Origin of the sequence: Flavobacterium facile (genome assembly GCF_036321945.1) — a bacterium.
GTDB lineage: Bacteria > Bacteroidota > Bacteroidia > Flavobacteriales > Flavobacteriaceae > Flavobacterium > Flavobacterium facile.
Genome location: NZ_JAZAYT010000031.1, coordinates 16,914 through 28,778, shown reverse-complemented (window position 1 = coordinate 28,778; position 11,865 = coordinate 16,914). Strand labels below are relative to the sequence as shown.

The following is an 11,865-nucleotide window of genomic DNA, read 5'->3' as shown; positions in this document are numbered from 1 at the left end:
ACTTTTAAAAAGCCTGACAGATTTTAAAACCTGTCAGGTTTTTTATTTTAACCCAACATTAACTTTTGTTTCCTGTATCTTTTCATACATTTGAGAAATAAAAATACTTGTTTATGAAATTATTTCACACTTTCACAGGAATTGTACTAGTTGTATTGGCTTGCAATACTAAAAACGAAGATAAAAAAGCAGAAAATTGGGAACATTTCGTGGAAAATACTAACGAAAATCCTTCCTCAGAAACTTCTAAAATTACTACTATGGAACAAGGTTCAATTTATACTTTTAAAGTAAAAGATTTATCAGGAAACGAATTTGATTTCGCTTCATTAAAAGGAAAGAAAATACTAATTGTAAATACAGCTTCAGAATGTGGATTAACACCGCAATACGAACAATTACAAGCAATTTACGAAAAATACCAAGATAAGAATTTTGTTATTGTAGGTTTTCCAGCTAACAATTTCGGTGCACAAGAACCAGGTACAAATGCAGAAATTGGTGCGTTTTGTAAAAAGAATTACGGTGTGACTTTTCCAATGATGGAGAAGATTTCAGTAAAAGGAAGCGATATGCATGAGATTTATCAATTCTTAACTCAAAAAGCCAAAAACGGATTAGAAGATAGTGTTGTAGAATGGAATTTTCAAAAATATTTAATTGACGAAAACGGACATTTAGTAGATGTTATTTCGCCAAGAGTGTTACCAAACGACAGTTCAATTACCAATTGGATTGAAGGGAAATAGTTTTTAGTTTAAGTTGTTAAAATTCCAAGTTTCAATTTATTGAAATTTGGAATTTTTTTGTTTTAGAATTTCACTACAATATTTTCTGCATAAAAACCGAATGTAGCCAACGGTTAAATTTAAACCCAGATTCTTTTATAAAACCCGCCTTTTCAAATCCGAATTTTTCGTGAAAGGCGATACTGCTTTCATTTTCCGAATCGATTACACCAATCATCGTATGTAAACCTTGGTTTTTCGCTAAAGCAATTAATTCGGTTAATAACATATTTCCAATTCCTTTTCCAATGAAGTTTTTATTGGCATAAACAGAATGTTCGACGGTGAATTTATAGGCTTCTCTAAAACGAAATTCGCTATAATATCCAAAACCTACTACTTCATTATTTAGTTCTGCGACAATAATTGGAAAGCCTTTTTGCAATTTATCTTCAAAAATAGCCAATTGCTGCGCTAAAGTTCTAGGTTGATAATCGTACAAAGCCACACCGTTTAAAATTTGGTCGTTGATGATTTCTAATATGGCTGGGCAATCTTCGGTTTTGTAACTACGAATTATTGGATTCATTATGAAGTATTTATTTATGACATAAAAGTATAAAAAATGTGTGTTATTTCGTAAATTTGTCTCTAAGAATATTTTAAAAACACATAGGCACATAGTTTTATTTATATTGCCACGAATTAACGAATTTAAAAAATAGTTGACATAGTTTGTATTATTCGTCTTTGACGAAAAATTCGAATTAAATCTAATCCCTTTTACATTAGTGAATTCGTGGCAAAATAATGATATATTTGATTTGAAGCATTCTTTTCGCTTTGTTTTCTATTTTAGCGAAGCGATTTTTTCATCATAAAAACCTATGTTTCTATGTGTTTATTAATTTTTTAACTAGTAAAATTGAAAGCCAACTTATACCCAAAAATACCATTAGCACAAGCTGTCATTGCCATTTTTCGTCAAAAAGAAATTCAACATATTGTAATTTCTCCAGGTTCGAGAAACGCACCTTTAACCATCGGATTTACCAATCAAGAAGGTTTTACTTGCTATAGTATTGCAGATGAGCGATGTGCGGCGTTTTTTGCATTAGGTTTAGCACAACAATTACAACAACCCGTTGCCGTAGTTTGTACTTCAGGTTCGGCTTTGTTGAATTATTATCCAGCGGTTGCGGAAGCGTTTTACAGTCAAATTCCTTTATTAGTGGTTTCGGCAGATAGACCGCAAAGTAAAATCGATATTGGAGACGGACAAACGATTCGTCAGGAAAATGTTTTTGCGAATCATATCGTTTTTTCTGCTAATTTAACCGAAAATGCTTCTGAGGAAAATGACAATTTAATAGTTTCGGCGATTGAAACGGCTATTTCTCAAAAAGGTCCAGCGCATATTAATGTTCCATTCGAAGAACCTTTATATGAAACACTTTTAGAACCAACTTATGTTCCGAAAATTACTGTTTTAGATTATGAAAAACCAGAATTTAATCTAGATGCGAAGATTGTTTCAGATTGGCATTCTGCAAAAAAGAAATTAATTTTAGTAGGCGAGTTGTTGCCGAATTCCATCGAACAAAAATATGTTGAATTTTTAGCTAAAGACGAAAGTGTTTTGGTGCTTTTAGAGAAAACGTCCAACTTACATCATCCAACTTTTATTGACAGAATTGATACGTTAGTCACCACTTTTTCAGAAGATGATAAACACAATTTTCAACCAGATATTCTACTTACTTTTGGTGGAATGGTTGTTTCTAAACGAATAAAAGCCTTGTTGAGAAGTTATCAACCGAAACAACATTGGCATGTAGATGAACTTCGTGCGTATGACACATTTGGTTGTTTGTCGGAACATTTTCAAACGAATATTTCTTGCTTTTTTAATCAATTGTTAGTCGAAAATAATATCATTGAATCGAAATATCAATGGGATTTTCAAATTATTTGGCAAGAAAGATTAGTGAAACACGACAGTTATATGTCTGAAATTCCATATTCAGATTTTAAAGTTTTCGATTTTTTAAGTCAAAATTTACCTGAGCATATTCAGTTGCAAGTCAGTAATAGTTCACCGATTCGTTATATTCAATTGGTCAATATTAATAAAACGATTGAAGTGTTTTGTAATCGAGGTACAAGTGGAATTGATGGTAGCACGTCAACGTCAATTGGAGCAGCTGTAGTGAATGAAAAACCAACAATTTTAATTACGGGTGATATTAGTTTTCTGTACGATAGCAATGCGTTATGGAACAATTACATTCCGAAGAATTTCAAAATTATTTTGATTAATAATAACGGTGGCGGTATTTTTAGAATTTTGCCTGGACATCAAGAAACGGAAACGTTTAATACTTTTTTCGAAACCTCGCATCATTTAACTGCTGAACATTTAGCAAAAATGTATCATTTAAATTATGTTTCTGTACAAAATGAAAACGAGTTACAATCGGTTTGGAATACTTTTATTTCAGAAGAAAATTCGCCAACAATTCTAGAAATTTTCACTCCAGAAAAATTGAATAACTCTATTTTATTGGATTATTTTAAGCATTTGTAGGTTTTAATTTCACATTCAAAATTCCAAGTTCAACATTCGTTCTTTTATTTTCTCCATATAAGTCATATTAGTTTTTTTTAAATGAGTTTAGGCTAAGTTTTTACTTGTTTTATTTTCATTATTAAAAGGTTAATTTTTATTTCAAATTCTTTATTTTTTAAGTAAATTATTGTAAGTTTGAAAGATAACTAACAAAAAAACAAACAATTATGAGTAAAAGAGATGAATTAATAGTAAAGTATGCTGCAGATTTAAAAGACAAATGTGGTGTATCTGCTGATATGGATTTATTAACTAAAGTAGTTATTGGTTGTGGTCCATCTATTTATAATGCAGATTCTTCAACGGTTTCAGGAACAGATGATAAAGAATTAGCAACTGTAAAAAACAATTTTTTAATTAAGAAATTAGGTTTAAGTGATGGTGCAGATTTAGATAAAGGAATTGATGCTGTAATTGAAAAATACGGTCGTTCTAATAGAAGTAAATACAGAGCTGTAGTGTATTATTTATTAGCGGTTCACTTCAATAAAGAATCGGTTTACAAATAAAAATATATAAAAAAATCCTGAATGAAAGTTCAGGATTTTTTTGTTCTATTACATTTCGTATAATTCAATAGGTAATTGATCTGGATCTTCGAAAAAAGTAAATCTTTTTTGGGTGAATTCGTCAATTCTTATCGGTTCAGTTTTAATATTATGGTTAGATAAAATTTTAATTGCACTTTCAATATTGTCTACTTCAAAAGCAATATGACGTAAGCCACGAGCTTCTGGTCTGGAAATTCTTTCTGGCGGATTTGGAAAGGAGAATAATTCAATACAATAATTCCCATTTAAAGTTAAATCTAATTTGTACGATTGTCTTTCCTTACGATAGACTTCTTGCGAGATTTCGAATCCTAAAATTTCAGTATAAAAGTGTTTAGATTTTTCGTAATTCGAACAAATAATAGCAATATGATGAATTTTTTTAAGCATTTTAATGTGTTTGATTTTTTATGGCTGATAGAAAAACAAATATATAAATTTTAGCATAAAAAAATCCCCAATAGTACTATTGAGGATTTCGTTTTATTTTTTACCGTCTTTAAACTTGAATTTTTCGACAGGATTTTGTTTGGCTGGTTTTTTATCGTTACCAAATTTGTTTTTTCCAAAAGCAGGCTTTTTATCTGAACTTTCACCAGTTTTAGGTTTAAATTCTTTTTTGTCACCGTCTTTTGTAAATGGTTTTTTATCTCCAGTTCTTGGTTTAAATTGCGTTTTACTATCCGTTTTGTCGTATGGTTTCTTCGGTTCGTAAACTTTATCTGTTCTTTCTGTTTGCGTTTCGTAATCTTTGTGCGACTTAATGACTTCACGTGGGTTTTTCGGGTTTTCCTTTGTTCCTCGTAAATGAATAATTAATCCATTTAAGAAATTACGCAATACTTGATCGCCACATTCCATAAAATTAGAATGATCTTCCGCACGGAAAATATCGCCTAATTCGCCTTTCGACATTTTAAAATCGACTAGATTTAAAATTTCAACTATTTGGTCGTCACGTAATTGTAAGGCTACGCGTAGTTTTTTGAAGATATCGTTGTTATTCATTGTATATTGTGTTTTTATTTTTTGTTCCTAATTCGTTGTTCCTAATTCGTTGTTCGTTGTTGAATGTTCGTTGTTGAATGTTCGTTGTTGAATGTTCGTTGTTGAATGTTCGTTGTTGAATGTTCGTTGTTGAATGTTCGTTGTTGAATGTTCGTTGTTGAATGTTGAATGTTGAATGTTGAATGTTGAATGTTGAATGTTGAATGTTGAATGTTGAATGTTTATTTTCATTAGAAAAGCCAAAGATACGCTTTTGCAAACGCATTTCGCCATAATTTTTCGTTATGTTCGCCACCTTTTACAATTACCGATTTATTTTGTTTCTTGCATTCGCATCGTTTTGAATTGATTAGCGTTTCCATTTGTTCCATATTTGTAGCCATGTCTTCCTTACCTTCCTTGTCGCCACAAAGCAAATAAATTTTAGTATTGAACTTTGGCGTGTTTTCCATTTTCTGAAAAATTGCTTCTTTATTAATCCAAAAAGCAGGGGAGAAGCAACCTACTTTTCCGAACACTTCTGGGTATTTCAAAGCCGCATAAAAAGAAACCAATCCGCCAAGTGAACTTCCCCAAATACAAGTATTTCTAGCGTTTGCTTTGGTTCTGTATGTCGAATCAATTTGTGGTTTTAACGTTTTTACGATGAATTCTAAATAGGCATCTGCATTTCCGCCTCCGCGTATTTCATTTTTATAAGGCGTTAATTCTTCAAAACGTTTTTCATTTCCATGTTCAATTCCGATTACAATGACTTTCGCTTTCAAACTATCTAAAGTTTCATCAATATTCCATTCACCACCAAAAGAAAAGTCTTTATCAAATAAATTCTGCGCATCATGCATGTAAATTACTGGATATTTTTGGTTCGATTTTTCATAGTTCAAAGGCAAATACACCCAAATTTTCTTTTTGGTTTGTAGTTGTGGTGCGTCAATTTCAAAGGTGGAATATCTATTTTGTGCCTCAATTTGGTGAATCGAAAAGAAAAAAAGGAAAAGAAATAGTCTTAATAATTGTTGCATTTTTTTATATTTGAAGAATATTATAAAAGTAAGTATTTTGATGGAAACTACTCAAGAAAAAATTAGTTTGTTGCAAGAAATGATTTCGTTTGCCTTAATTGACGGCGAATTGCACGACAGAGAATATGATTTTATTGAAATTGTAGCTTACGAATTAGGTGTTGATAAAGAAACTTTACATAAACTTTACGAAAATAAAGGAGAAGTTAAAGTGATAAAAGACGAATTGAATAGAATTTGTCAGTTTTACCGTTTGGCTTTATTGATGCGTTCTGACGACGTTTTACACGAAAGAGAAAGAGTAAAAATCAACGAAATCGGAATTAATATGGGTTTGGATCCGTATGCGATGAAACGCGCTTTAAAACTTATTGAAGATTCGCCCAATCATATGGTTGATGGCCAGACTTTAATGGCTTTATTTAGTGAGCAGTTGAATTAGGTTTTAGAAGAGCCAAGTAAAAAGAGCCAAGTAAAAAGTAAAAAGAGCCAAGTAAAAAGTATTTGAAAGTTATTTGCTGATTACTTAATCTGCGACTGTTTACTTATTTAATAGGAATCCAAATTTCTTCCTCGCTTTCTGGGTTTTCGTGACCTAAATAGTTGTCGCCCATGATTTCAAAATGCGGTCTGTTGTCTAATTGAAATCCTGAATTGGGTAACCATTCGCCATAAATATATTGGGCAGTTTCAGAAAACATTTCAGATGTGCCTTTATATAAAAACACAGCATATTTTTCACCAATAAGTTCTAGTTTTTCAAATCTATCTGGAATTGTTGAAAAATCTTTCACTTCTACAGCAGCCCATTTGGTGAAAACCGTTTCTGGAGTGAAATTGGTAAAATAATCGGGTTCATACACTTGAACACAAAAGATATCAGCGCTTTTAGGGTTTGTGATTTCTTTTAAACGAGGCATTAACTGACTAAAAATGCTAAAAGTTTTATTGTCTAATAAAGACATTTCTACAGAATATCCGATTAATTTTTTAGCTGGTATAGTTACAATTTTAGGAGTCATAATGTAGATTAAAATTCAAATATATAAAAAAATCCCTGTAAATTTGCGCTACAAGGATTCTATCAAAATAAAAAAGAAGAAATTAATTATTCGTTAAAAACTGGTAAATTTCATCTTTTAAATGTACTCTCTTTTTTCTTAAATCATTCAAAGCATCATCTGAAGCGGGTTCAGCATCACTTTCAATTCTATAAATTTCGTGATCTAATTCGTCAAATTCATGAAACAATTTTTTAAAATGCGCATTTTCAACTTTTAAATTACTAATTTTTGTTTCGTACTCTGGAAATTCTTGGGTTAAAATGTGTTTAGATATCATAGCTATTGTTTTAATTTACTATTCAAAGTTCAGAATAATAAATCGTAAAAAATATGATATTTGTCATGTGTTATTTACCTTGAATTCGGATAAATAATTTTCTGAAAATTTCGCCGTAATTTTTGGGTGGATTTTGGTCTGCATAATAACTCCCATCTGGATTGATACACATTGGAAACGCAAATTTCGGTTCGTTTTTCTCCATGCTCATTGGTCCGAATTTCGTCACGTAGATTTTAATGACATCACCTTCTTTTTTAACTAATTCGTAACCTTGTGCGAAGTTGAAAAAAGGTTCTAATTTAGGTCTGCTTTTTAAGGCTGGAAGCAATTGATTTTCGCTTTTTACAAAATGAAAAGTAGTATTCATTTGCTTATCGAAAATACTATAATCACTTAAGTAAAAACCCTCTTTTGTTTTAATTATGGCTTGCCATAAAAACGTATTAAATGGAGTAGGAGCCACATTCATTTTTTCGTAAGCGATATTTTTTTCTTGTAAAACCGTTTCGAATTTGCTGTAAACAATTTCCCTTACAATTAATCCCCAAAGTAAATAACCAGTTGAGAGTATCAAACTTATGTTGATGATTTTACTTCTTTTTGGGTTTTTATTTTTCATTATGCCCAAAGCAATTACAGCAAATAAAAGCGGTAGCGTGTAAAATAAATCTACAACAAACACATTATTAAGTGAATAATATGATTTGGTTAATGGATATAAAATTCGTGTTCCGTAAGTGGTGCATAAATCTAATAAAGGATGCGTGAAAAGCGCTAAAAAGCAAGCCCAAACCCACGAAATATAGCTGGAATTATGTTTTTTTGAAAGCCATTTCCCAAATAATATACTTAATAATAAGGAGAAAAATATGGAATGCGAAAACGCTCTATGAACGGCTAGTTTAGCCACATCATCAAAAAACGGATTTAATAAGACATCTAAATCTGGAATAGTTCCTAAAACAGCACCATAAACTAATGATTTTTTACCAATTTCTTTGTCTTTTACCAAGTCAAAAGTGACTGCACCTAGAACGACTTGTGATAATGAATCCATTTACTTAGTAAATATTAAAAAGTGATGAGTGACTAGTTTTTAGGTTCTACTTTACAGGAATTAAAAACTGATGTTGAAATATCTTTCCTCTTTTGCCTTTAAATCTGATTGTTAAAGAGTATTTTCCATCTTTTAAGCCTTCGTTGCTAACAGTTGCTATCCAACTAGTGATGTTAATACGGTTGGAAAAATCACCTCTCCTTAAATCACGTCCCGAACAAGCAAAATTTGAAGGATCGATATTCTTTGTTATAATTTGAATTTTATTTTCTTTATCTAATTCTAAGAAATCTTTTCCGTTTTCAATTTGAATTTCTACAGAATAAATACTTTCTTCAAAAACTAAATTGCTTTTATTTTGAGCAAATAATACAGTTGAAAGTAGTATAAAAAAACAAATAAAAATCTTTTTCATAGTTATGTTCTGAATAGTTTAAAAGTTCTTAAACGTAAATCCTAAATCTCAAAATCGTAAATTAAGAAACCGGTTCTGCATACAAATCAAATTCTGTAGCATCAATGATTTTTAAATTTACGAAATCACCTGTTTTTAAATAGAATTTTGATGCATCAATTAATACTTCATTATCCACATCTGGACTATCAAATTCAGTTCTTCCTACAAAATGTTCGCCTTCTTTTCTATCGATTACACATTTGAACGTTTGTCCAATTTTTTCTTGATTTAAATCCCAAGAAATTTGTGCTTGAATATCCATAATTTGTGCTGCTCTGTCTTGTTTTACTTCTTCAGGAACATCATCTTCTAATAAATAAGCATGTGTGTTTTCTTCATGAGAATAGGTAAAACAACCTAAACGTTCGAAACGCATTTCTTCTACCCAATTTTTTAGGATATTGAAATCTTCTTCTGTTTCTCCAGGATAACCAACGATTAAAGTGGTTCTGATTGTCATTTCTGGAACTAACGCTCTGAAATCTTGAATTAATTTTGTTGTTTTTTCTTGAGTAGTTCCACGACGCATCGATTTTAAAACACTGTCAGAAATGTGTTGTAATGGAATATCTAAATAATTACAAATTTTTGGTTCACGTTTCATTAATTCTAAAACGTCCATTGGGAAACCAGTAGGGAAGGCGTAATGCAAACGAATCCATTCAATTCCTTCAACCTTAACTAAAGCTTCTAAAAGCTCCGCTAAGTTTCTTTTTTTGTATAAATCTAAACCGTAATAGGTTAAATCTTGTGCGATTAAAATTAATTCTTTAACACCGTTTTTAGCTAATTTCTCAGCTTCAATCACTAAATGTTCAATTGGTGTCGATTTGTGTTTTCCTCTCATTAATGGAATAGCACAAAAACTGCACGGTCTGTCGCAACCTTCTGCAATTTTTAAATACGCGTAATTTTTTGGAGTTGTCGTTAAACGTTCTCCAATTAATTCATGTTTATAATCAGCACCTAAAGCTTTTAATAATAAAGGCAATTCTGTAGTTCCGAAAAACTGATCTACATTTGGAATTTCTTTTTCTAAATCTGGTCTGTAACGTTCAGATAAACAGCCAGTAACAAAAACTTTGTCAACTAAACCCTGTTCTTTTTTTTCAGCATATTCTAAAATCGTATTTACCGATTCTTCTTTCGCATTATCAATAAAACCACAGGTATTAATTACAATAATGTTCCCTTCGTCTTCGGTTGCTTCGTGTGTTACTTCTTTTCCGTTGGCACGAAGTTGTCCCATTAAAACTTCACTATCATATACGTTTTTAGAACAACCTAAGGTAATGACGTTGATTTTATTTTTCTTTAAAGACTTGGTTCTCATAGTATTTGTTTTATTTCAGGGTGCAAAATTAATAAAAAAATGTCGCTAAACTTGAAGTAAAGCGACATTTGTGAAATATTTGTATTTTATTTAGAAATTCACCACATAGGTTAAAGTAACATTATTGTTGTAATTTTTAATTCTTGCAGGATCATTTAATCCAGAAGTTAATAAGACTTCTGTTCTAGCACGATGTTCGTTTGTGTAAGAAATATCTAATTTAGATTTCCCGAAATTATAACCTAAACCACCAGAATAGCTCATTAAATCTCCAAAGGCTAAATCCACTTTGTAAGGACTTTGCTCAAATCTGTAACCACCTCTAACACTCCATTTTTGAATTTTATATTCTCCACCAACACGTAATTCGTAGTTGTCTTGAAGTTCGTTTTTAATTTGAGTGTTTAAACTGCTAAATGTATCTTCGTTTTTAGGTTTAAATTGTGTTTTAGCATAGTTTTTTGAAATGTAATCGACACTTAATAATCCTTTTTTACCAAATAATACGGTCGCACTACCTGTTAATTTTCCAGGTGTTTGAATTTTGTAAGTTGGAAAAATGGTTACCGTGTTTGGGTTGTAGTTGTCGTCAAAATTGTCAGTTCCGTTTGTTGATGCTGTAGAAATACTTTGTGTTATCTCATCATTTAATCGGTACCAAGTTGGTGTTTCGTAAGCTAAACCAACACGAATATTGTTTGATGCTTTATAAATTGCTCCTAAATTTAATGAAAAACCAGAGCCATAAGTGTAAAGTTCATTATTGAAACGAGCTGCTGTTATCGCATAATTATTTGGTGTGTTAGCTACAGGGTTGTTGTTGCTTTCGTATAAAGAGGATGTTCTTACATAATCTGTAAAATGAAAGTTCATATTCATACCTACGTATAGTTTGTCTTGGTATGCACCAGAAAAGTTAGCTGTAAATTTTCCGTTATAGCCTTTGGCTTTAATTGTGTTTTTATGATAGTAATTTCCTCCAGTTGGTACATTAGAGTAATAATCAGAATTTAAATCATCGTTTTTATCAAAAGGACTTAGTATGTAGGATTGATATCCTAATAACGCTTGTTGATCAATAAAACTGGCATCTTGATAACTTACATTGTTCAAATATCCAAGTTGTATACCATCCCAATATGGTGGATTTGCATTTGCATAATTTAAAAAATAACTATCCATTGAGTTGTATGGATTTACTCCTTCACTAATTATGAAATCATCAAAGTTGTTTGTGTTTTCGTAGTTTAAACCTAAAGCAAATTTTTTCCAACCGCTTTTTGCGTTATTATCATTAAAAACAAAAACAGCTCCTAATTGATTTATGTCAAGGGAGTTTTCTTTCGTAGTAGTGTTTGTGCCAAAATAACCTGCATTATTACTTTTGTTAAAACTTGACAAGGAAATAGTTGCTTGGTTGTAGTTAAAAACAGAAGAACCAGCAGGGTTGATGTTTATAGCAGACATATCGCCACCTATTGAGCCAAAAGCTCCACCCATTGCTCTAAAACGTGCTGTTCCATTTAAGTTTTCTACGCTATATCTTAAAGCGTCAGTGATGGTAGGCTCTTGTGCATTGGCCATAAAAGAACTTCCAACTAATAAGGAAAGTAATATCTTTTTCATATGTTGATATTTATTATTTTTTATTGATCATATGTAATTCGCAAATAATTATTGGTTATTGAAACCAATTTTTGGTAATGCTCATTTCATAGATTTTTTATTAATGT

At 31.0% G+C, this 11,865-nt stretch carries 15 protein-coding genes; 4 read left to right on the top strand and 11 right to left on the bottom strand.

Annotation, left to right across the window (positions count from 1 at the left end; translation table 11 throughout):
* Positions 1-113 precede the first annotated feature (113 nt).
* Positions 114-749, top strand: coding sequence for a glutathione peroxidase (locus tag UEQ13_RS06745; protein WP_329805577.1), 636 nt, complete (start codon positions 114-116; stop codon positions 747-749).
* Positions 750-822: 73 nt separating this feature from the next.
* Here the strand turns inward: UEQ13_RS06745 and UEQ13_RS06740 are convergent, their stop codons facing one another.
* Entirely contained in the window at positions 823-1,317 is a 495-nt protein-coding gene (locus UEQ13_RS06740; protein ID WP_329805576.1) for a GNAT family N-acetyltransferase, read from the bottom strand.
* A 336-nt stretch (positions 1,318-1,653) separates the two neighbouring features.
* On the opposite strand from UEQ13_RS06740, the gene menD reads away from it, so the two are divergent.
* Positions 1,654-3,315: a 2-succinyl-5-enolpyruvyl-6-hydroxy-3-cyclohexene-1-carboxylic-acid synthase gene (gene menD / locus UEQ13_RS06735; protein WP_329805575.1), complete on the top strand. Its 1,662-nt coding sequence runs from the start codon at positions 1,654-1,656 to the stop codon at positions 3,313-3,315.
* A 209-nt stretch (positions 3,316-3,524) separates the two neighbouring features.
* On the top strand, positions 3,525-3,866 hold the full coding sequence (locus tag UEQ13_RS06730; protein ID WP_329805574.1) for a DUF2853 family protein: 342 nt from the start codon (positions 3,525-3,527) through the stop codon (positions 3,864-3,866).
* A gap of 48 nt (positions 3,867-3,914) precedes the next feature.
* Here the strand turns inward: UEQ13_RS06730 and gloA2 are convergent, their stop codons facing one another.
* The 4 genes from gloA2 to UEQ13_RS06710 all read right to left on the bottom strand — a co-directional run bounded on the left by gloA2 (position 3,915) and on the right by UEQ13_RS06710 (position 5,941).
* Entirely contained in the window at positions 3,915-4,298 is a 384-nt protein-coding gene (gene gloA2 / locus UEQ13_RS06725) for an SMU1112c/YaeR family gloxylase I-like metalloprotein (protein ID WP_329805573.1), read from the bottom strand.
* Positions 4,299-4,391: 93 nt separating this feature from the next.
* A complete protein-coding gene (locus UEQ13_RS06720) occupies positions 4,392-4,916 on the bottom strand; it encodes a DUF1456 family protein (RefSeq protein ID WP_329805572.1) in 525 nt (174 codons plus the stop codon).
* A 27-nt stretch (positions 4,917-4,943) separates the two neighbouring features.
* Entirely contained in the window at positions 4,944-5,147 is a 204-nt protein-coding gene (locus tag UEQ13_RS06715; protein ID WP_329805571.1) for a hypothetical protein, read from the bottom strand.
* On the bottom strand, positions 5,147-5,941 hold the full coding sequence (locus tag UEQ13_RS06710; protein ID WP_329805570.1) for an alpha/beta hydrolase: 795 nt from the start codon (positions 5,939-5,941) through the stop codon (positions 5,147-5,149). Before UEQ13_RS06710 ends, UEQ13_RS06715 begins: the two co-directional genes overlap by 1 nt.
* Before the next feature lie 10 nt (positions 5,942-5,951).
* On the opposite strand from UEQ13_RS06710, the gene UEQ13_RS06705 reads away from it, so the two are divergent.
* Positions 5,952-6,383 (top strand): excinuclease ABC subunit B, encoded by a 432-nt coding sequence (locus UEQ13_RS06705; RefSeq protein WP_329805569.1) that lies wholly within the window; start codon positions 5,952-5,954, stop codon positions 6,381-6,383.
* 103 nt (positions 6,384-6,486) lie between these two features.
* On the opposite strand, the gene UEQ13_RS06700 is transcribed toward UEQ13_RS06705, so the two are convergent.
* From UEQ13_RS06700 to UEQ13_RS06675, 6 genes are all read right to left on the bottom strand, one after another.
* Positions 6,487-6,963 carry a GyrI-like domain-containing protein gene (locus UEQ13_RS06700; protein ID WP_329805568.1) on the bottom strand — a complete coding sequence of 159 codons (477 nt, stop codon included), beginning with the start codon at positions 6,961-6,963 and terminating at the stop codon, positions 6,487-6,489.
* An 82-nt stretch (positions 6,964-7,045) separates the two neighbouring features.
* Positions 7,046-7,282, bottom strand: a complete 237-nt coding sequence (locus UEQ13_RS06695; protein WP_329805567.1) for a YdcH family protein — start codon at positions 7,280-7,282, stop codon at positions 7,046-7,048.
* Between the two features lie 70 nt (positions 7,283-7,352).
* On the bottom strand, positions 7,353-8,342 hold the full coding sequence (locus UEQ13_RS06690; protein ID WP_329805566.1) for a metal-dependent hydrolase: 990 nt from the start codon (positions 8,340-8,342) through the stop codon (positions 7,353-7,355).
* Between the two features lie 46 nt (positions 8,343-8,388).
* Positions 8,389-8,757, bottom strand: a complete 369-nt coding sequence (locus UEQ13_RS06685) for a hypothetical protein (RefSeq protein WP_329805565.1) — start codon at positions 8,755-8,757, stop codon at positions 8,389-8,391.
* A 61-nt stretch (positions 8,758-8,818) separates the two neighbouring features.
* Positions 8,819-10,132 carry a 30S ribosomal protein S12 methylthiotransferase RimO gene (gene rimO, locus UEQ13_RS06680; protein WP_329805564.1) on the bottom strand — a complete coding sequence of 438 codons (1,314 nt, stop codon included), beginning with the start codon at positions 10,130-10,132 and terminating at the stop codon, positions 8,819-8,821.
* A 90-nt stretch (positions 10,133-10,222) separates the two neighbouring features.
* Positions 10,223-11,758, bottom strand: a complete 1,536-nt coding sequence (locus UEQ13_RS06675) for an OmpP1/FadL family transporter (protein ID WP_329805563.1) — start codon at positions 11,756-11,758, stop codon at positions 10,223-10,225.
* Between the last annotated feature and the right edge of the window lie 107 nt (positions 11,759-11,865).

Excerpts from the sequence above, each read along its gene's own strand:
- UEQ13_RS06730 (WP_329805574.1), top strand. The coding sequence starts at position 3,525 with ATGAGTAAAAGAGATGAATTAATAGTAAAGTATGCTGCAGATTTAAAA.
- UEQ13_RS06740 (WP_329805576.1), bottom strand. The coding sequence starts at position 1,317 with ATGAATCCAATAATTCGTAGTTACAAAACCGAAGATTGCCCAGCCATA.
- UEQ13_RS06695 (WP_329805567.1), bottom strand. The coding sequence starts at position 7,282 with ATGATATCTAAACACATTTTAACCCAAGAATTTCCAGAGTACGAAACA.
- UEQ13_RS06710 (WP_329805570.1), bottom strand. The coding sequence starts at position 5,941 with ATGCAACAATTATTAAGACTATTTCTTTTCCTTTTTTTCTTTTCGATT.
- rimO (WP_329805564.1), bottom strand. The coding sequence starts at position 10,132 with ATGAGAACCAAGTCTTTAAAGAAAAATAAAATCAACGTCATTACCTTA.
- UEQ13_RS06715 (WP_329805571.1), bottom strand. The coding sequence starts at position 5,147 with ATGAAAATAAACATTCAACATTCAACATTCAACATTCAACATTCAACA.
- gloA2 (WP_329805573.1), bottom strand. The coding sequence starts at position 4,298 with ATGCTTAAAAAAATTCATCATATTGCTATTATTTGTTCGAATTACGAA.
- UEQ13_RS06690 (WP_329805566.1), bottom strand. The coding sequence starts at position 8,342 with ATGGATTCATTATCACAAGTCGTTCTAGGTGCAGTCACTTTTGACTTG.
- UEQ13_RS06675 (WP_329805563.1), bottom strand. The coding sequence starts at position 11,758 with ATGAAAAAGATATTACTTTCCTTATTAGTTGGAAGTTCTTTTATGGCC.
- UEQ13_RS06745 (WP_329805577.1), top strand. The coding sequence starts at position 114 with ATGAAATTATTTCACACTTTCACAGGAATTGTACTAGTTGTATTGGCT.
- UEQ13_RS06685 (WP_329805565.1), bottom strand. The coding sequence starts at position 8,757 with ATGAAAAAGATTTTTATTTGTTTTTTTATACTACTTTCAACTGTATTA.
- UEQ13_RS06700 (WP_329805568.1), bottom strand. The coding sequence starts at position 6,963 with ATGACTCCTAAAATTGTAACTATACCAGCTAAAAAATTAATCGGATAT.
- UEQ13_RS06720 (WP_329805572.1), bottom strand. The coding sequence starts at position 4,916 with ATGAATAACAACGATATCTTCAAAAAACTACGCGTAGCCTTACAATTA.